The sequence below is a fragment of the Mycobacterium sp. IS-1556 genome (assembly GCF_001499985.1).
GTDB lineage: Bacteria > Actinomycetota > Actinomycetes > Mycobacteriales > Mycobacteriaceae > Mycobacterium.
On record NZ_LQIM01000001.1, the window covers coordinates 287461 to 305429 of the forward strand.

The 17969-nt window shown below is 67.1% G+C and carries 18 protein-coding genes; 11 read left to right on the plus strand and 7 right to left on the minus strand.

Annotated elements, in window-relative coordinates:
* Positions 1–86: 86 nt before the first annotated feature.
* Complete coding sequence (locus AU187_RS01415) at positions 87–1022, minus strand: class I SAM-dependent methyltransferase (RefSeq protein ID WP_059166178.1); 936 nt, start codon at positions 1020–1022, stop codon at positions 87–89.
* A gap of 66 nt (positions 1023–1088) precedes the next feature.
* Positions 1089–1724, minus strand: coding sequence for a TetR/AcrR family transcriptional regulator (locus tag AU187_RS01420; protein WP_082691742.1), 636 nt, complete (start codon positions 1722–1724; stop codon positions 1089–1091).
* Between the two features lie 131 nt (positions 1725–1855).
* Between AU187_RS01420 and AU187_RS01425 the strand changes: the two genes are divergently transcribed.
* Positions 1856–2422, plus strand: a complete 567-nt coding sequence (locus AU187_RS01425; RefSeq protein WP_059166179.1) for a TetR/AcrR family transcriptional regulator — start codon at positions 1856–1858, stop codon at positions 2420–2422.
* 15 nt (positions 2423–2437) lie between these two features.
* Positions 2438–4606, plus strand: a complete 2169-nt coding sequence (locus tag AU187_RS01430) for an FUSC family protein (RefSeq protein ID WP_059166180.1) — start codon at positions 2438–2440, stop codon at positions 4604–4606.
* On the opposite strand, the gene AU187_RS01435 is transcribed toward AU187_RS01430, so the two are convergent.
* Positions 4587–5555, minus strand: coding sequence for a pirin family protein (locus tag AU187_RS01435; protein WP_059166181.1), 969 nt, complete (start codon positions 5553–5555; stop codon positions 4587–4589). The genes AU187_RS01430 and AU187_RS01435 overlap by 20 nt on opposite strands.
* Positions 5556–5647: 92 nt before the next feature.
* Here AU187_RS01435 and AU187_RS01440 point away from each other — a divergent pair, with 92 nt between their 5' ends.
* Positions 5648–5917, plus strand: coding sequence for a hypothetical protein (locus AU187_RS01440; protein WP_059166182.1), 270 nt, complete (start codon positions 5648–5650; stop codon positions 5915–5917).
* 3 nt (positions 5918–5920) lie between these two features.
* On the opposite strand, the gene AU187_RS01445 is transcribed toward AU187_RS01440, so the two are convergent.
* Positions 5921–6229, minus strand: a complete 309-nt coding sequence (locus AU187_RS01445; RefSeq protein ID WP_059166183.1) for a hypothetical protein — start codon at positions 6227–6229, stop codon at positions 5921–5923.
* Positions 6230–6455: 226 nt separating this feature from the next.
* Between AU187_RS01445 and AU187_RS01450 the strand changes: the two genes are divergently transcribed.
* The 3 genes from AU187_RS01450 to AU187_RS01460 all read left to right on the plus strand — a co-directional run bounded on the left by AU187_RS01450 (position 6456) and on the right by AU187_RS01460 (position 9075).
* Positions 6456–6755 (plus strand): hypothetical protein, encoded by a 300-nt coding sequence (locus AU187_RS01450; RefSeq protein ID WP_059100588.1) that lies wholly within the window; start codon positions 6456–6458, stop codon positions 6753–6755.
* A 102-nt stretch (positions 6756–6857) separates the two neighbouring features.
* Positions 6858–8240 carry an acyl-CoA dehydrogenase family protein gene (locus AU187_RS01455; RefSeq protein WP_059166184.1) on the plus strand — a complete coding sequence of 461 codons (1383 nt, stop codon included), beginning with the start codon at positions 6858–6860 and terminating at the stop codon, positions 8238–8240.
* Positions 8241–8262: 22 nt separating this feature from the next.
* A complete protein-coding gene (locus AU187_RS01460; protein WP_059166185.1) occupies positions 8263–9075 on the plus strand; it encodes a DUF427 domain-containing protein in 813 nt (270 codons plus the stop codon).
* Positions 9076–9090: 15 nt separating this feature from the next.
* Here AU187_RS01460 and AU187_RS01465 read toward each other — a convergent pair whose 3' ends face one another.
* Entirely contained in the window at positions 9091–10575 is a 1485-nt protein-coding gene (locus tag AU187_RS01465; protein ID WP_059166186.1) for a neutral zinc metallopeptidase, read from the minus strand.
* Positions 10576–10661: 86 nt separating this feature from the next.
* Positions 10662–11579: an FHA domain-containing protein gene (locus tag AU187_RS01470; RefSeq protein ID WP_059100584.1), complete on the minus strand. Its 918-nt coding sequence runs from the start codon at positions 11577–11579 to the stop codon at positions 10662–10664.
* Between the two features lie 199 nt (positions 11580–11778).
* On the opposite strand from AU187_RS01470, the gene AU187_RS25320 reads away from it, so the two are divergent.
* The 5 genes from AU187_RS25320 (at position 11779) to AU187_RS01490 (ending at position 17208) form a co-directional block, all read left to right on the plus strand.
* Entirely contained in the window at positions 11779–12336 is a 558-nt protein-coding gene (locus tag AU187_RS25320; RefSeq protein WP_156442309.1) for a hypothetical protein, read from the plus strand.
* Positions 12337–12363: 27 nt separating this feature from the next.
* Positions 12364–12933: a sensor domain-containing protein gene (locus AU187_RS01475; RefSeq protein WP_059166187.1), complete on the plus strand. Its 570-nt coding sequence runs from the start codon at positions 12364–12366 to the stop codon at positions 12931–12933.
* Between the two features lie 94 nt (positions 12934–13027).
* Positions 13028–13771 (plus strand): sensor domain-containing protein, encoded by a 744-nt coding sequence (locus AU187_RS24805; RefSeq protein WP_172800124.1) that lies wholly within the window; start codon positions 13028–13030, stop codon positions 13769–13771.
* 113 nt (positions 13772–13884) lie between these two features.
* Positions 13885–15102 carry a DUF7373 family lipoprotein gene (locus AU187_RS01485; protein WP_059100581.1) on the plus strand — a complete coding sequence of 406 codons (1218 nt, stop codon included), beginning with the start codon at positions 13885–13887 and terminating at the stop codon, positions 15100–15102.
* 78 nt (positions 15103–15180) lie between these two features.
* Positions 15181–17208, plus strand: a complete 2028-nt coding sequence (locus tag AU187_RS01490) for a serine/threonine-protein kinase (protein ID WP_059166188.1) — start codon at positions 15181–15183, stop codon at positions 17206–17208.
* A gap of 44 nt (positions 17209–17252) precedes the next feature.
* Here AU187_RS01490 and AU187_RS01495 read toward each other — a convergent pair whose 3' ends face one another.
* On the minus strand, positions 17253–17963 hold the full coding sequence (locus tag AU187_RS01495; RefSeq protein WP_059100579.1) for a sensor domain-containing protein: 711 nt from the start codon (positions 17961–17963) through the stop codon (positions 17253–17255).
* Positions 17964–17969 lie beyond the last annotated feature (6 nt).

A 17969-nucleotide genomic window follows, 5' to 3' on the forward strand; every position in this document is an offset into this window, starting at 1 on the left:
GAGGATCTCCGCTCCTCACGCGCACCCGATCCTAACCAACTGGTTGGGCAGGTGACACCCCCGCGACGGTCCACCCCAGCGAGAATTCAGCCCTTCGCGGCGATGACGAACTCCGAGAACCCGTCGTCCTCCGACAACTCGGCGGGCAGCACCCAGCGCCCCAATCGGCGCATCTCCTGCTGCGAGGTGACCGCGCTCGACCGCCACCCGTGCGCGTCGAGCCACTCGGCGACGTCGGCACGGTCCGGGTCGTTGTACATCAACTCCGCGACGTCGACGGAATCCTCCATCCCGAACTGCGCGCGGATCCGCGCGAAACGCTCCCGCATCTGCTCGCGCCGCTCATCGGCCTGCACCCCGACGGTCTCTACGGACACGCGGCTGCCCGCAGCACTGAGCGCGGTGATCTGCTCGAAGAGCCGGTCCTGGGCATCGGCGGGGAGATACATCAGCAGCCCTTCGGCCAGCCACGCCGTCGGCGAGTTGGGGTCGAAACCGGCCTCCTGCAACGCTTTCGGCCAATGATGGCGCAGGTCGACGGCCACCGCGACGCGTTGGGCGGTCGGCAGCGCACCGTGCTCGGCCAACCGGGCGGCCTTGAACTCGAGCACCTTGGGCTGATCGATTTCGTACACCACCGTGCCCGTGGGCCACTCCAGGCGATACGCGCGCGAGTCGAGACCAGACGCGAGAATGACGACCTGCCGGATGCCCGCCGCGGCGGCTTCGGTGAAGTACTCGTCGAAAAAGTGCGTGCGCACGGCCTGGTAATTGCCCATGTGCTCGAAGATCGCACCGACCTCGGGGTCCGTCTCGGCTACCTTCGCGCCGACCTCGGGGTCGAGCATGATGTCCCACACCCCGCCGCCGGCCTTCGCGACCAGCACTTCGGCGAACGGGTCGCGGATCAGCGCGTCGTCCCGCGCGGTCTCGGCGGCGCGGGCGGCGGCCACCATCACGGCCGTCGAACCCACGCTGGTCGCGATGTCCCAGGTGTCGTCTTCAGTGCGCAACGAACTCATCGGCCGCCATCGTACCGCAACAACTTAGGACAGCTATACGAAGGTTCCGCCGGTCACACGCGCCGCTCAGCCCTTGAGCCGCCAGAGGTTGTTTGCCATCAGCAGCTCGAACTGCTGCACCACCGCCTTGAGCTCGTCGTGGGTGCCGACGAAGCCCGCGTAGAAACCCATCCCCCACATCACCGCGACCAGCATCTCGACGAGCGAGTCGACTTCGGTGTCGGTGGTGAGCTCGCCGCGCTTGATCGCATCGTTGACCGCCCACGCCACGAACTCGCGCGAGTGCTTGAGCGAGTCGTGCTCGTCGTCGCTGAGTTCGGGATGGCGCTGAGCTTCCAGCACCGAAGTCACCAAAAACGCTGCCGCTGAACGATCTTCGGAGTCGGTCTGCATCGCTGCGGTGAAGTATGCGGACAATCGGTTGAGCAGGTTCGTCTCACCTTCGGCACGAGCCCTGCCGGCGTTGACGATCACGGCGTTGGTCTGCTCGACGACTTGGCGCCACAACACCTGCTTGCTCGCGAAGTAGTGATTGATCGCGGGACGCGTCAAATCCGCGCGGACGGCGATCGCCTGAAACGTCGCAGCGTCGTATCCGAGTTCGCTGAAGACCTCGCGAGCGGCTTGTATGATGCGCTCCCGCGTCTCGGCCGCCTTCGCTGCGGGGGGGCGGCCCGGACCTCTACTCGCCGTATGCGGCACGGTCAAATTGTGCCACACGTCACTTGCGTCCTCCGACACTGCCTGTCGGGGGTTGCCGGCGGGCATGCCAGCGATCCACCGCAGAGTCGGCCGTAGAGAATTCGGCTGGCGAAGAACTAGTGTCGCGTCCCATGGCGGGCGTGGTATCGCGGGAGGGCTACTTCGAGACCGGCCTCGACATCCTCTCCAATCTCGGGTACGGCGGCTTGAAGCTGGCCGAGGTCTGTCAGCGCCTGGGCGTCACCACCGGGTCGTTCTACCACTACTTCCCGAACTGGCCCGCCTACACCAAGGAACTGCTCTCGCACTGGATGCAGGTCCGCACCGTGCAGGTGATCGAAGCAGTGCGTGCCGAACCAGATCCGCGACGCCGCATCGACGCGCTGATCCAGACCGGCCGCGAATTGCCCCACGGCGCAGAGGCCGCCATCCGGGTGTGGAGTGCGCTGGATCCGCATGTGTATGCGGTGCAGGTCGCAGTCGATCAACAACGCTTCGACGTCCTGTACGAGGCGGCGTTCGAGGTTCTGCAGCACAAGCGGCAGGCGCAGGCGTTCGCGGCCTGGGCGGTGTACCTGTTGGTCGGCTATGAGCAGGCGACACTGCCGCGCGACGCCTCGGTGCTGCGATGGATCGCCGATCAGCTGATCGATGCCCTCGACTCGGGGCGCTTCGAGTCGGTTCCCGGCGCCGAGTAGCGCGGGGGTAACGGGGTGTCGCTCACCGACGTCGTCGCCCCCGTGCGACGCCGTGTGGTGAACCGGATCCGACGGCGCGACCCCGAATTCGACGCGCTGCGGCGCGCGACGCGGGCGGCCATCGTGTTGCCGATCGCCGCGGCGGTGAGCTTCGCGGTCGGCGGCGGCTCGCAGACCCCGATGTTCACCATCTTCGGTTCGGTCGCGCTGCTGATCCTGGTGGACTTTCCCGGCAACCGACCGGCCCGCGCACTGGCGTACTGCGGGCTGGCCTTCAACGGCGCGATCCTGATCACGCTGGGCACGTTGGTCTCCCCGTATCCGTGGCTGAGCGTCGCGGCGATGTTCGTTCTGGGGGTGGTGGTGACGTTCTCCGGTGTGCTCAGCGAGATCATCGCCGCCGGGCAGCGTGCGACGCTGCTGACCTTCGTGCTGCCCGCCTGTACGCCCGTTGGGCCCATTCCGGACCGGCTGCTGGGCTGGCTCATCGCGCTGGCGGTCTGCGTGCCGGCTGCGCTGTTCCTGCTGCCGCCACGCCACCACGACGAGTTGCGTGGTGACGCGGCCAGGGTGTGCAACCGGCTGGCCGACTCTCTGGCGGGCGCCGTGCCGGCCAGGGAGGCGACCCGTGCGATGAACCAGCTGTGGGAAACGTTCCTCAGCGCCGACTTTCGTCCGGTCGCCCTGACAGCAGGCAGCCGTGCACTCGTTCGGGTGGTCGACGACCTCGGCTGGCTCGCCGACCGGATCACCGACGACACCGGTCGGCTGCTCGGCGACATGAAAGACCCACTGGTCCGGGTGCTGCGGGATTGCGCTGCGGTGCTGCGGATTTCCGACGCCGCCGGACGCAGCGCCCGGAGCGCCGATCTCAACGAGGCGCTGGCCGCACTGCGCACCATCGCGCAGGGCCGCTACCGTGAGGACATCCTCGAGATCCTCGCTTCCCCGGACGACGCAGCCGCCGTCGCCGTCGGCCGAGAGTTGTTGGGGCGTCGCACGTTCTCGGCCACAGTCGGGGTGACCGGACGCGTCATTCGCAACGCGGCCGAGGCCGACGCACGTCCGGTGTGGGCGCGGGTCCTGGGTCGTCGGCTTCCGAAGACGGGCACCGCGGACTGGGTGATGCCCGAGACGACGGCCGTCGCCGCAATCACTCGCGGGTTTCTCGCCACTCGAGCTGTGGTGTTACGCAACAGCCTTCGCACCGGTCTCGGCTTGGCGATGGCGGTCGCCGTCACCCACCTGTTTCCCCTCGAGCATGGCTTCTGGGTGGTGCTGGGCGCGATGTCGGTGTTACGCAGCAGCGCGCTGACCACCGGCACCCGGGTGGTGCGCGCGGTGGCCGGCACCGCGATCGGATTCTTGTTGGGTGTCGGGCTCATCGAACTGGTCGGCGTCGACCCGGTGGTCATGTGGGGGCTTCTGCCGGTGGTCGCGTTCGGTTCGGCGTTCGTGCCGGAGGTGGCGTCGTTCATCGCCGGTCAGGCCGCGTTCACGATGATGGTGCTGATCATCTTCAACCTCATCGCACCGACGGGTTGGAGCGTCGGGTTGGTCCGCGTTGAGGATGTCGCGGTCGGCGCCGCCGTGGGCGTGATGGTGTCGATTCTGTTGTGGCCGCGCGGCACACGTGCGCGGCTGTCGCGGGCCATCGACGACGCGTTCGCCGTCGGCGCGACGTTCCTCAATGCCGCGGTGCTGCGGGTGACGCGCGGTGCATCCGAAGATGCCGCCAACCGGGTGATCACGCTGAGCCACGATGCCCTCGAGGCGTCGCGGACCGTGGACGATGCGGTTCGGCAGTTCCTTTCGGAGAGCAGCGGCCCCACCGACATCCGCGGGCCGGCGGTCCGGTCGGCCAACCGCGCGATCAGACTGCGGGCCGCCGCGGAACAGATCGCCGACGTCGCGCCTCCGCCGTACGGCGTCTACTCCGGTACCCGCACGGTGCTGGAGGCACACGCGGAGGCGATCTGCGCGAGAGTCACCGGCGGCAAAGCCGATTCACCACCAGCGATCAGCGACGACTTCGTGAGGACGCTGCGCGCCGAGGCGACCGGTGACGACCTCGCGGTCGCTGCGGCGCTGCCGCTGGTGACCGTAGCGGCTCATCTCGGCGAATTGGAGTTGCTGTACCCGAAGGCCGCCTCGGCCGATGCGACTAAGGGCGGTGCGGCATAAGGGCGTTCGGCGGTATCGTGCCGAACTTGCCGGCCTGGTAGTCCTCCAGCGCCTGGACAAGCTCGGCCTTGCTGTTCATCACGAACGGTCCGTATTGGTACACCGGTTCGCGAATCGGCCTGCCGCCGAGGATCAGCGCCTCGAGCGCGGGCCGGTGGGCGTCCTGTTTCGGCTGTGCCGCAACGGTGATCCGGTCGCCGGGACCGAGCACTGCGAGCTGTCCCTGACGGATGGGATGGGCCACCGGCCCCAACGACCCCTGCCCGGACAGGATGTATACGAGCGCGTTGAATTCGCGGTTCCAGGGCATATCGAGTCGCGCGCCGGGCTGAATAGTCGCATGCGCCAACGTGATCGGGGTATGCGTGGCTCCGGGGCCGACGTGACCGTCGACGTCGCCGGCGATGATGCGAAGCAGCGCCCCGCCGTCGTCCGATGACAACAGCTGCACCTCGTTACCCTCGATGGCCTGGTACCTCGGGGTGGCGAACTTGTCGGTGCGGGGCAAGTTCACCCACAGCTGGATGCCGTGGAATACGCCGCCACGCTCGACGAGCTCGGCGGGCGGAGTTTCGATGTGCAGGATGCCCGAACCGGCGGTCATCCACTGGGTGGCGCCGTCGGTGATCAGGCCGCCGCCGCCGTGGGAGTCCTGGTGAGCGAAGCGACCGTCGATCATGTAGGTGACGGTCTCGAACCCGCGGTGCGGATGCCAGTCGGTGCCGCGCGGTTCTCCGGGTTCGTACTCGACTTCGCCCATCTGGTCCATATGCACGAACGGGTCGAGATCGGCAGCGGCAACGCCGGCGAAGGCGCGCACCACCGGGAAACCTTCGCCTTCAAAGCCCCGCGGCCCGGTGGTGATCGAGCGCACGGGGCGTTCGGTGTCGGCCGGGGCGGCGGCGGTGATGCGCGAAAGGGTGAGGGTATCGGCTGTGATTGCAGGCATGCCTGAGATAACCGGACTGCGGTCCGATACATTCCCGCGGGGCCCGTAGCCGACTTTCTGCCGGCGTCACCGCGCGGAGTTACCATTCGTACATGCGTTCGAAACAGGTTACCGACGTGCTCACCGCGCTCGAGTCCGCCTACAAGCAGGTAGCGGCCCTGCGGTTGGACGATTTGTCGCGCACCGATCTCTACGCGCTGATCGAGCGACTGGACCGACTGGACCACCAACGCGCGGCACTCGACCGGCGGCTGTTGGGACGGCTCCTCGCCGTCGGCGGTTCGTCGGCCAAGGATGTCGCCAGACGACTGCGGATTTCCCAGGGAGAGGCGCAGCGGCGCCTGGGCCAGGCGGCCTGCTAGCCATCACTCGGTTTTGGGCTTGAGGGTCCATGCGGGGATCCAGTGCGTCACCGCCTTACGGCGCGTGCCGTAGGCGATCTCGTAGGTGACCAGGCCCCACCAGTGGCCCTGCTCGCACAAGCCCCAGCACGTGAGTCGCCCGTCGACGACGGCGTGCATCTGCAGCCCCGCCGGGTTGTAACCGCCGACTGCATGCGGTTCGCGCGGGAACACCGCGGCAAGATCTATGAGGACGGTGACCGGCGGGTCGACGCGGCGGAAGGCGTGCGCAACGGGCTGGCCGTTGTACCCGATGCCCTTCAACCCACCCACGGTTCGATCATACGTTCGACCAGCCGACCGCGGGCCATGACCGTATTCGGCCGTCCGAACATCGGCGATCGGCTGTCCCGCAGGCGAATTGCTGCCATCCGGCAACCAATTTCTGCCATCGGAATTAAAACCGTTGACCTCGTGGTTTCCAAGATCAGCTGCAGCTACGAACCGCGACACACGCCACGGCTCGGATACCAAACGCACGAGGGAAGAAGGGTCCGAAATGAAGAAGTTTGGGATCGCCACCGTCGCCGCCAGCGCCTTGGCCGCCGCTCTGATCGGACTGGCAGCGCCTGTCCAGGCTGCTCCGTCCGGACCGGGAAACGCGCAGCAGACCATCAGCGAGCTCCAATCGCAGGGCTACAACGTGATCGTGAACCGGATCGGCAACGCCCCGCTGGACAAGGCGTCCGTCGTGGCGGTGCGCCCCGGTCAGACCTACACCGAGACAAACAGCCTCGGCGTCGGTGGTGACCGCACCACCCGGGTGACCACCAAGACCGTCTATGTAGACATCAAGTAGCTCGCCCGCCAGACAGGCCCCCGTGATGCCACCGCATCCGGGGGCTTTGTCATGTTGGCGAACAAGTGTTTCGCAACGCCCTCGGCTGGCTAACAGACTGACGTGGCCTTCGACCTCACGCCCACCGCCGCCCAGCACGACCTCGCGCAACGGACACACGAGTTCGCCGAGCAGTGCATCCGTCCGGTTGCCCTCGAGTACGACCAGCGTCAGGAGTTCCCGTGGCCGGTCTTGGAAGAAGCGGCTGTCCGGGGGTTCTACAGCCCGCTGTTCTATCGGGACCTCATCGGGGATCCGACCGGGCTGTCGCTGCCGATGTTCATGGAGGAGCTGTTCTGGGGATGCGCCGGGATCGGGCTGGCGGTGGTGATGCCCGCGCTCGCGCTGTCCGCGATCGGGCAGGCCGCGTCTCCGGAACAGATGCTGGAGTGGGCGCCCGAATGCTTCGGCACACCAGGGGACCTGAAGCTGGCCGCGTTGGCGATATCCGAACCCGAGGGCGGCAGCGACGTTCGCAACCTGCGGACCCGCGCGCACCGCGACGGTGACGATTGGATCATCGACGGCCACAAGATGTGGATCGGCAACGGCGGCATCGCCGACGTGCACGTGGTCAACGCAGTCGTCGACGAAGAACTCGGGCACAAGGGACAGGCGCTGTTCATCGTGCCCGGCGGAACGCCCGGTCTGGAGCTGGTCCGCAAGCTCGACAAGCTCGGCTGCCGCGCGTCGCATACCGCGGAGTTGAAGTTCAACGGCGTCCGGGTGCCGGCCGCCAACCTGCTCGGCGGTCAGGAGAAGCTCGACCACAAACTCGCCAAGGCGCGCGAGGCCGTCGAAGGTGGGCAGCACTCCGGTTCGGCGACGCTGGGCACCTTCGAGCAGACGCGTCCGATGGTCGCCGCGCAAGCGCTCGGGATTGCCAGGGCTGCACTGGAATACGCGACGGAGTATGCAAACCGGCGGGAAGCGTTCGGTGCGCCCATCATCGACAACCAGGGCATCGCGTTTCCGCTCGCCGAACTGGCGACGGGGCTCGACGCCGCCCGCCTGCTGACCTGGCGCGCATCGTGGATGGCCGCGAGCGGCGTGCCGTTCGAACGCGGCGAGGGGTCGATGTGCAAGCTGGCCGCCAGCGAGGTCGCGGTCCGCGCCACCGAACGCGCCATCCAGACGATGGGCGGCTGGGGGTACATCACTGACCATCCCGTCGAGAAGTGGTATCGAGACGCCAAGTTGTACACCATCTTCGAGGGCACCAGCGAGATTCAACGCATCGTGATATCCAATGCGCTCGGTGCCGCCGACGGCAAGCCGCCGCTGCATTTCGACCTCGAACCCACCGGCGGGCCGATCAATCGCGTCTTCGGCCGTGGCACGCCGCTACGCGGACGCGCCGCCGACGCCGCACTCGCCGCCAAGGATCGGGTGCCTGCGCCGATAATGCGGTTGGCGATGAACGTGTTGCGCCCGCCTCGAAAGTGATTCGGACAGGGGGTGTCCCGAAATGGGCGTCAGTATGGCCGAACTGCTGCACGGGAGCCTCGACACCCTGCGATACGAACCGACACCCAAGCGGATCCGCGTCAGCCTGGCCGGTGAACCGCTCGTCGACACCGGTTCCGCCCTGCTCGTGTGGGAGCCGCGCCGAATCGTGCCGACCTACGCGGTTCCGGTGTCCGACCTGATCGAGCGACTGGCGCCCGCGGGTGCCGAGTCCGGCGACGACGACGCGGATCGCCCCGGGTCCGACCGCGCGGTGCTGGATCCGACAGTGCCGTTCGGCGCACACACGTGTCCCGGCGCCGAGTTCGATGTGATCGCCGGCGAGGAGACGGCGCCGGCGGCGGCGTTCCAGCCTGACGACGCCGACCTGGCCGACTATGTGGTTCTGGAGTTCGGCGCCTTCGAATGGCTGGAAGAGGATGAGCCGATCGTCGGCCATCCGCATGATCCGTTCCACCGCATCGACGTGCTGGCCAGCGGACGGCACGTCCGCATCGAATCCGATGGACACCTGCTTGCCGAGTCGAACCGCCCGCTGCTGCTGTTCGAAACCCACCTCCCGGTGCGGTTCTACCTGCCGCGCGATGACGTACTCGCCGACCTCACCGACAGCGACACGGTCAGCTACTGCGCGTATAAGGGTCGGGCGTCCTACTTTTCGGTGCCCGACGGGCCTCGCGATGTGGCGTGGACCTACCCCGATCCGCTGCCGGACGGTGCGCGGGTGCGTGACCGGATCTGCTTCTTCGACGAACGAGTCGACGTCACCGTCGACGGCGTCCGCCGCGAACGCCCGAAGACGCAGTGGAGTTAGCGCCGCAGACGCGGTCTACTCAGGGAAGCGAGTGAAGCACGCGTCGGTGTCGGGATTCACCAAACCCGAACGAAACGCCATGATGCGGGTGAAGCCGGCCGCGACGGTGTTGCCGTTGACGTCACTGGCCGCCAGGCCGTTGTTGAGCAGGCCGGCAACGGCCTCATCGAGGTCACCGGCGGTCAACACGATGGAGTTGCCCGACGGCAACTTCACCTCCGAGACCATGCCGCGTTGACCGACCCCAGTCAGGCAGGCGGTGCGCAGTGCCGCCGCAGCCGAATCGAGCTCTGCTTGCCGTTGATGTTGCAGCGCAAGCATGTAACGCGACGTGAGCACCGAGATCGCGGTGTTGTCCCCCTGCACGAGCACACCCTCCTCGGTTCCCGCCTGGGTGCCCAGAGCCTGCAGCCCCGGCAGATCGACCGAAATCGTGTTGTTCTCAGGGCAGTACGACGTCGGCTCGGTCACCTTGGCATCGCCGCATGACTGTCCGGGCTGCATCGACAGCGTCGGCGGCTGCGCGGGCTTGAACTGCAAATTGAGGGCCTCGATCACGGTCTTGACCAGTGCCTCATCGAGCGCCGTCTCGCCGGTCTGCAAGGCGCCGCTGTCATCGACGTCGAGCATGATCGGCAGATCCGCTCGACTCTGCTCGACAGAGTCGAGATCGATTGCCGCGCAAGCTGAAAGCCCGTCCGTGAATCCTGATTGGAACGCGCTGACGCGATCCAGCGCGGTGCCGTGGCCACCCTCGACCATCTCGGCGTCCTCGGGTGTGAGGATCGGGTCCCGGATGGTGATGACCCCGGCGAGCACCTTGTTCAGCCCATCGCCGGTGCTCATCTCGAAGCGCGGTGACGACCCCTCGGCGACCCAGCGGGTGTAGCTGCCCGCGAAGCAGTCGGCTTGCTGCTCGCGCACGATCGTCGGGGTGGTCCGGTCGACCAGATCGGCCATGTTCTGCACCGCGTGGCCGTACTCATGTGCGATCAGCGCCGCGACCGACATGTCACCGAAGAACTTCTGACCGGTGGGTACCAGAACGCCTCTGTCCCAGGCGATCAGGTCGCTTCTGGGACAAAAGAAGGCATTGGGTTCCTGGTAGAGAATCTGGCCGCACAACGGCGGGCCGAGCGGGTCTTCGGAATCGTAGGACGCAAGGTTCTCAACCGGCTCGAACCTTCCGTCCAGCGCCTCGCTGTAGTGCTCCTCCCAGTACTGCACGAGATCGTTGACCGCCGACAGCGCCATCCGGTCGACGGGCCCGTCGTCGGTGAAGCGGACTTCTCCGGTGGGTTCGGCAGCATCGGGGCGAAGGCCGCTCGGGCCGTCGACAACCGGCAGACCGCCCACGCTGTTGGGGTTGTACAGACTGGACACCGCCTGGCCTTCGACGGTGGAGCAGCCGGTGAGCACGACGGCGCTGACCGCAGCCGACACCAAGGCCGGCGACAGCCACCCACCGCTACGGCGCGACACCTGCCCGATAAGCCTCATGGCCCCTACTTTCCGCTCTGGCGTTGCGCTCTGATGCTAACGGCGCCACGACCCCTACCCCGACACCAATTTGGCCCGCCGGAGCTTCATCGCCGTTCCCAGCCGTGCTCGAGGATGTCGACGAACCGCTGCAGGGTGGCCGCGGCGGGGCCCGGCACCGCGAGGTCGGATTCAGTGTTGATGACGTCATCGACGGTGACGCCGGCGGCGTTGGCGGTTTCCTGCACCGTCAATTGGCAGCGGTGGCGCGCTTCGTAGAGACGCTGACCCAGGGTCGCTGCGGGGGCGCGTGCGGCGCGGCGCATCAGATCGGTGTATGCCTGCCGGACCTCGCCGAGGGCGATCGCCAGTTCGGGCCGCCCGGTAGCGCTGCGCGCGGCGTTGGTGAGCGACGTCTTGAGGCGGCGCAGCTCGGACAGCAACGCGGCGGCTTCGGGGGCGAACTGCGGGTCGTCGCTCATGGGCAGCATGGCCACGCGCGCGTAGAGACCGCGCAGCGCGATGTCGGCCGCGTCGATGGCGACCGCCACCTGCACGGTCGGCGTGATCGCCTCGGTGGACTCTTCCTCGGGCTCGGGCTCGGCGTCGTCGGTGTCCGTCGCCGTCACATCCGGGGAGAACGTGTCCGTTGACGCGGGCGCCGCCACGGCGTCGGTGTCTGCACCGACCGAGGGACGCAGCCGCAGACAAACGCCGTCAGGGTTGCCCAAATAGACGTCGAGTTCGCGGTCGATCGCAAGGGAATCGACGCGCCGCCTGTCGAAGTAGGTGCCGTTCCGGCTTCCGGTATCGGTCAAGACCCAGTGGTCACCGGCCGGTTCGAGGCGGACATGCATGCGTGAGATGCGTGGCTCGTCGATGCGGATCTGCGCAGGCAACTCGCGGCCGATCGTGACAGCGCCCCCGTCGGGATGTGCGGTGTAGTCGACGCCGGCGACGTGCACCGTCAGCGTCGCCACCTCGCCTTGTCGCGCTTCGGCTCCGGCGGACCGTCCCTCGTGCATGAGACCTCCCGGTGCGCCCGCGACGCTGACCAACGGCGAGCGCTCATGCTAGCAATTCCGCTGGCCCGCTACCGTTTCGCCCCAACCGTCGCCGTGCCAAAATTCCTGCACTGAGGGTGCGCTCGTTCGTGCGATGATTTGCGTGGCCGCACGGCCGGCGTACTCGACGCATGAGACAACAGTGGTGAGGGGACTGAGCGTGAACCCGAACGACCCGGCAGAAGGTCCTCGCGGCGAGGAGACGGCGGACTGGCCAGCCGGTCAACAGCCACCGACGGGCGCGCAGCCCCAAGACCCGGAGACCACCGTTCCGGCGCCCGCCACCCCGCGCAGCCTCCACGAGGAAAACACTCTCGACGCCGGACAATTTCTTCGCTCACAGCAGCCTCCGCCGGCATCACCACCACCGTCCCAGGGGTGGCCAGGTCAGCCCGCAGGGCCTCAGCAGCCATCTCAGCCCGGGCCGGGCGGTAATCCGCCGCCGTACCAACAGCCCGGTTCCTGGCCCCCTGGGTATCAGCAGCCGTCAAACGTCGTCCCGCGCCCACAGCCCAGCCTGGCGAGCCGGCTCGCCGAACACCGCAAGTGGGTGATCGGCGCCGCCGCGGCCCTCGCTGTCGTCCTGGTCATTGCGCTGATCGTGATCAGCAGCGGCGACGACGGCTCCTCCGAAGCCGGGCCGCCGACCAGCCCGGCGCAGGTGCCCGCCCGTCCCACGACGAGCCTGCCCGCCTCCCCGACGGCCCCGCCGCCGTGACAGCCGCCACCCCCGCCCCCGGCACCGATGGTCGCGCCCGATGCCCTGCCCGGCCTGCTGCTGCCGGCCGAGCAGATAAACCAGCGCCTGAACACGACCGGGATGACTGCGTTGCCGACGGAGCATGCGCCGCTGGCCGGAACCGTCACTCCGCCCCACTGCACCGGTGTGTGGGCTCCGGCGTACCAGGCGACCTACGACGGCTCGGGCTATACCGGGCTGGCCATTCAAGGCGTCCACCGGGAGCCGTCGCACAAGGTGGCCCAGGCCGTCATCTCATTCCCCGACGCCGGGCGGGCGAAGGCGTTCTACGACAAGCAGGTCGCCGATTGGAATGCCTGCAAATCCAGCCACGTCAGGTGGGAGTTCGGCGGCAATTCCACCGAACTCGACGTCGGCGTGCCCGCGACCACCGCGGGAGTGATGACCGTAATGCTCTTCCCCACGAACTCGCCAACCGCCGGTCAGCAGTGTGAACGCGATATGACAGTGCGCGGCAACGTGATTGTCGATGTGCGCGCTTGCTCGCCGACCGTGGGCAGCGCGGGGTTGTCGATTGCGACCGCCATCGCCGACAAGATCGCGCCGGCACCGTAGCCGGGCAGCGTTGTCCGGATCCCGGCGTTCCGATCCGGTGAGCGGAGGTCGGCACCCGGATAGAGGCCCGAGTCATTGGAAGGAGATCACCGCAATGCGGTCAATCCAAGTGGGCGTGACGGTGTGTGCTTTGGTGGCGCTGGCCGGGTGCTCGTCGACCGTCGAGGGTGATGCCGGCCCGGACGAAGGTTCCGGGACGACAACTTCATCAGCGCCGCCTCCAGTCACCTCGACCGCCGGAGGGCCGGCGCCGACACTGGTGCCGACGACCGCGGGCGCCGACTTGCTGCTCAAACGCAGCGAACTCGGCGACATCATCGGTGACACCGATCTCGTCGAAACGCAGGCCTACAACCGACCGCAGCGGTCGAACGTGACGATCGAGCCGTGGGCGTGCAGATCCCGTGCGTTGGCCGGCGAAACCGGAGTGTGGGCGAAGAAGCCGGCCTTGGTGGGCAATGCCAATCGCGGTGCCCACGGACAGGCTGTCACCCAGATGGTCGCCGTCTTTGAGGATCCTGCCGATATCACCGGTATCGCCGGTCAGGGCGGGGCGATGTGGACGATCGAGCACGAGTGGGGCAACTGCCCTGACGGCGACATCTTTTTCATCGAGCTCGATCCCACCAACAATCAGCGGTGGGTGCCCTATCCGATCACCAAGGGGCCTGACCGGATAGGCACGACCTTCCAGCGCGACGGGCTGCCCCGCAACTGCCACCACGTGGTCGCGCACCGGGCCAACGTGCTGGTCGACGTCGTGGTCTGCACCGATGGGGACAGCAAGGCCCCCGCCAACACGCTCACCGATCGCATTCTGGCCAAACTGCCCGGATAGCCGCCGTTACCAGTCTCTCGGTGCGGCTCCTCACAAGGGAGTACCGCGGCTTGGGGTTTCGGCGACCCGATCGGGCGCATCGTCCGGCCCGCGTACCGCTAATGTACGGGCATATGAGGTTCTTCCCGCGCGGCATGTTGGCAGGCGCAGTCGCGATCCTGACCGCCACGGCGTGCACCTCGGTGGTGGATGGAACGGCGCAGCGGCCACACGGCGAGCCCCCGCCGACGGGAGTTGACGTGGCGCTTCTCGACACCGGCAATTACCCCACCAAGCCCGCGCCTGCCACCGGCACCGCTGGTACCCAATACCAGGGTGGGCTGATCGAGGCTGCGCGGATGGCCGAGCACGTCGTCGGGCCGTGGGAGGTCGACCCCTCACTCACGCACTGGGTCATGCCGACCGTCATCTTCAAGGACGCCGCGGCGCTTCAGATGCTTCTGCTCAAGCAGTTCGCCGCAGCCGCAGGCAAGCACAACTTCGTCACCGGATTCTCCTCAGCCCGGCGCACCGAGCCCGATCGTGTGAGTCTGGTCAACGCAGTACTGCGCTTCCCGAATCCCGAGTCAGCGGCCGCAGCGGCGGCTGAATTCGGCGACCTCGCACTGCAGCCCGGCCTCGCGGAGTACCTGCCTCAAGCGCAGCCGGTAGCTGTCCGCAATCATCCCCAGACCCGCGCCTCCACGTACGCAACAACTCCGCCAGGCTCGAGCACCCCGGAAACCAGCGTCAATGCCTACACGGCGCGCGGACCGTTCGTGCTCGTCCAGTCCGCGGACACCTTTGACGGGGTCGGCCCGACCGCCGACATGGTCGCCAGGACGCTGGATCAACAGATCCCGGCGATCGACTCGTTCGTGCCCACCGCAGTACCGGAGCTTGCCAATCTTGCTGTCGACGAGAGCGGGCTCCTGGCCCGCACTGTCCCCGAGACCGCCGACAATTCGCCTGTCGGTCTGAACCAGGTATACGGGCCGCACGCCGCTCTGCACTTCCAGTCGCTGCCGCTGGATTCGACGAAGCTGTTCGCCGAGACGGGCATGGATGTGTGGTCCAGGGGGAAAGCCTCGGTGTATCGGGTTCGGGATGAAGGGGCCGCAGCGAAGTTGCTCGAGCAGTTCGCGGCCGAGTTGACAGGCGCTGAGGGCCGTCCGGCCGCGGCGGTGCCGAACATGCCCGGTTCGCGCTGTATCCAACGCGATGAGCCGTCAGGTTCCTACCTCACGTGCCTCGCCGTCGCCGACCGGTACTTCATCGAATCGACCTCGGCACAGCTGACCGATGTCCACCAGCTGACCGCCGCGCAATACACCATGCTGATGGCGCCATGAACCGGCCCGCCTCCTGGCCGGGATTCGTCTGCCCGACCGCAGTCACGCTGAACGGAACATAGCGAGGTTCAAACACAGATGGCGCTCGACGTGGGATCGGTGGTGGCCGGCTACCGCATAGAAGCGGTGCTTGGCAGGGGTGGCATGGGCACCGTCTACCGCGCCGCCCATCCGACGTTGCCACGCTCGGACGCCCTCAAGGTGTTGTCATCAGACTTGTCTCTCGACAAGCATTTCCGTGACCGGTTCCTTCGCGAGGCCGACTTGGCCGCAACGCTGGATCACCCCCATATCGTGTCGGTCTACAACCGGGGTGAAACCCCCGATGGACACCTCTGGATCGCCATGCAGTATGTCGCTGGTAGCGACGCGCACCGCGAGCTGAAGGCAGGACGCATGACCCCGGTGCGCGCGCTGCGCATCACCGCAGCGGTCGCCGATGCCCTCGACTACGCCCATCAGCGCGGTCTACTTCACCGCGACGTCAAGCCCGCTAACTTCCTGCTGGCGGCCAACGATCAGCGGATTTTCCTGGCGGACTTCGGAATCGCCAAGCGAAGCGACGATGCAGCCGGGCTGACGCAGACCGGAATGGTGATGGCCTCTATCGCCTACGCCGCACCCGAAACACTCACCGGCGAACCCGCCGACCACCGCGCTGATATCTACGCTCTGGGGTGCAGCCTGTACACGATGCTCACCGGTCAGACCCCGTTCGCACGCCCCGGCGCCGATGTGGGGGCGACGATAGCCGGTCATTTGTCGTCGCCACCGCCAAAGGTCACCGAGCGGATACCCCACGCGCCCACGGCAATCGACGCCGTCATCGCCAAAGCGATGGCCAAGGACCCGAACCATCGCTTCCAAACCGCCAGTGACCTTGCCGCAGCAGCGGCCGCGGCTCTCGATGACACCACGGTGCAATTGAGGACCACACCCACTGCGCCGCGCCTGCCCACCGAGTGGACGCCATCGGTACCTACCGGGGGCCAGCCCAGCGGTCCGCCGCCGGCGTACCTGGGGCCCCCCGGACCCCTGCACGCCGCGGACGCCATCACTTATCCGAGTGGGTGGGGCGCCGCTCAGCACCAGTCCCCGACGCAGGCTGCACAGCCAGGCCCGGCCGGAGTCGGCGGACTCAACCGCCGCCGTAGGCGCACACTCATCGCTGCCGGTATCGCTGTCGTCGTTGTCGCGGTCGTTGCCGGCGCAGTGATGCTGTGGAATCGAGGGCCGGACGAACCGGCCTACCAGGCGCAGACGTTCACCCACGAATACGGCGCCACCGAGCTCACCGCCCGGCCCCAACGGGTGGCAGCGATCGGTCCCGGTGACGGCGATGCCGTGCTGTCCCTGGGTGTCCAACCTGTCGTGATCGGCTCATCCAGCAGTGCGCTGCCCAGCTGGGAACAGTCTGCCGTCACCGGCGATCCGACCGTACTGAGCGGATTCACCAACACCGCCGCGGTCGCCGACGCCCGCCCCGACGTCATCATCGCCACCGGCCCGATCGACCAAGCCACCTATGACAAACTCGCCGCCATTGCACCGACGCTGACAAGGCCCAGTGACCAAGCCGCGGAACAATGGACATGGCAGAACCGGCTGACCTGGATCGGCGAGATCCTCGGCTACGAAGCAAAGGCCAAGGACCTCATCAGCGAAGTGCGTTCGCAGCAGGACGATCTGAAGAACCAGAATGCTTCGTGGGTCGGGAAATCCGTTGAGGCTCTGATCAATGCAGATACGGGTGTGTCGGAGATACTCACACCGTCCACAGCCGCCAACTACCTCGAAGCGCTTGGACTGCGCTACAGCCAAGATCTCGCCCGTGCTGCTACCGACACAGGTGACATCCGTCCCATGCCCGACGCGAGCGCTGTCTACCGCATTGAAACCGACGTTCTCGTCGTCGTCCGCACCGACAGCAACGCCGGCGGCGGCGGGTTCGACGGCCTGCCAAGGCCTTTTATCGGCTATCAAGGAACGATGGTCATCGTGGACGATGCGGACACTATCGCCGCATTGACTGGCCCGGGGGGTTATCTCGCAAGCCGGTATCTCGACGCCAATTTCGCGCCGAAGCTGGCCCGCGAGGTGCGATAGGCCCCGTCCGGTCGAGGTTCTTGGCGACTCGGGGTACGACTCGATCAGCGCGGAAACCGCGCCAGGATGCGGTCGGCGATCTCACTGGCCTGTGCCGCGGTATCACCCTCACCGCAGGCCGCAGTCTCCACTGCGATGTTGGCCTGAATCGCGACGAGGTGGTGACAAGTCCAACCTGGTGGCTCCTGACGCTCAATGACTGTGCTGACCCGGGATTCACCCATGGTGCTGATCTGTCCGGCCACCCAGTACTGGCCGCGCTCGCCGTATGGGGCCACAACGGTGAATGGCTGACCGTCGCGGCAAAGTGCCCATCCCCGTGCAGTCGAGGCGAGGAGGTTGCGAGGCTCGTGGTGGTTCTCCCACACACTGATGACCTGTGCGGCGATTCGCCCGTTGGCGCCCTGGTTCGTGTTGCCGACAATCGCCTGGTCCTCTTCGCCGACGTATCCCAGGGCGGTGGCGACCCCCGCGCGGTTCAGACATTCGCGAGGCTCGAACCCTTGGGTCGTGGTGTCGGGACCGGTGTAGGACTCGACCTCAGTCATGTCGGTGTCGCCCACGATGGCTTCCAGCTCGCTGCGCTTGAGCAGATTGGCTTCAACCCCCGTCGCAGGTATCACCACAGGCCCAGCTGACGTGGTGGTCGCTGTTGAGGTGCCCAGGTCGGCGGCCGGATGGGCACTGCCGTCGACGACATTTCCGCACGCCGAGCACACCAAACATGCGACCAGGCAACCGAACACGAGACGCACGAGAAA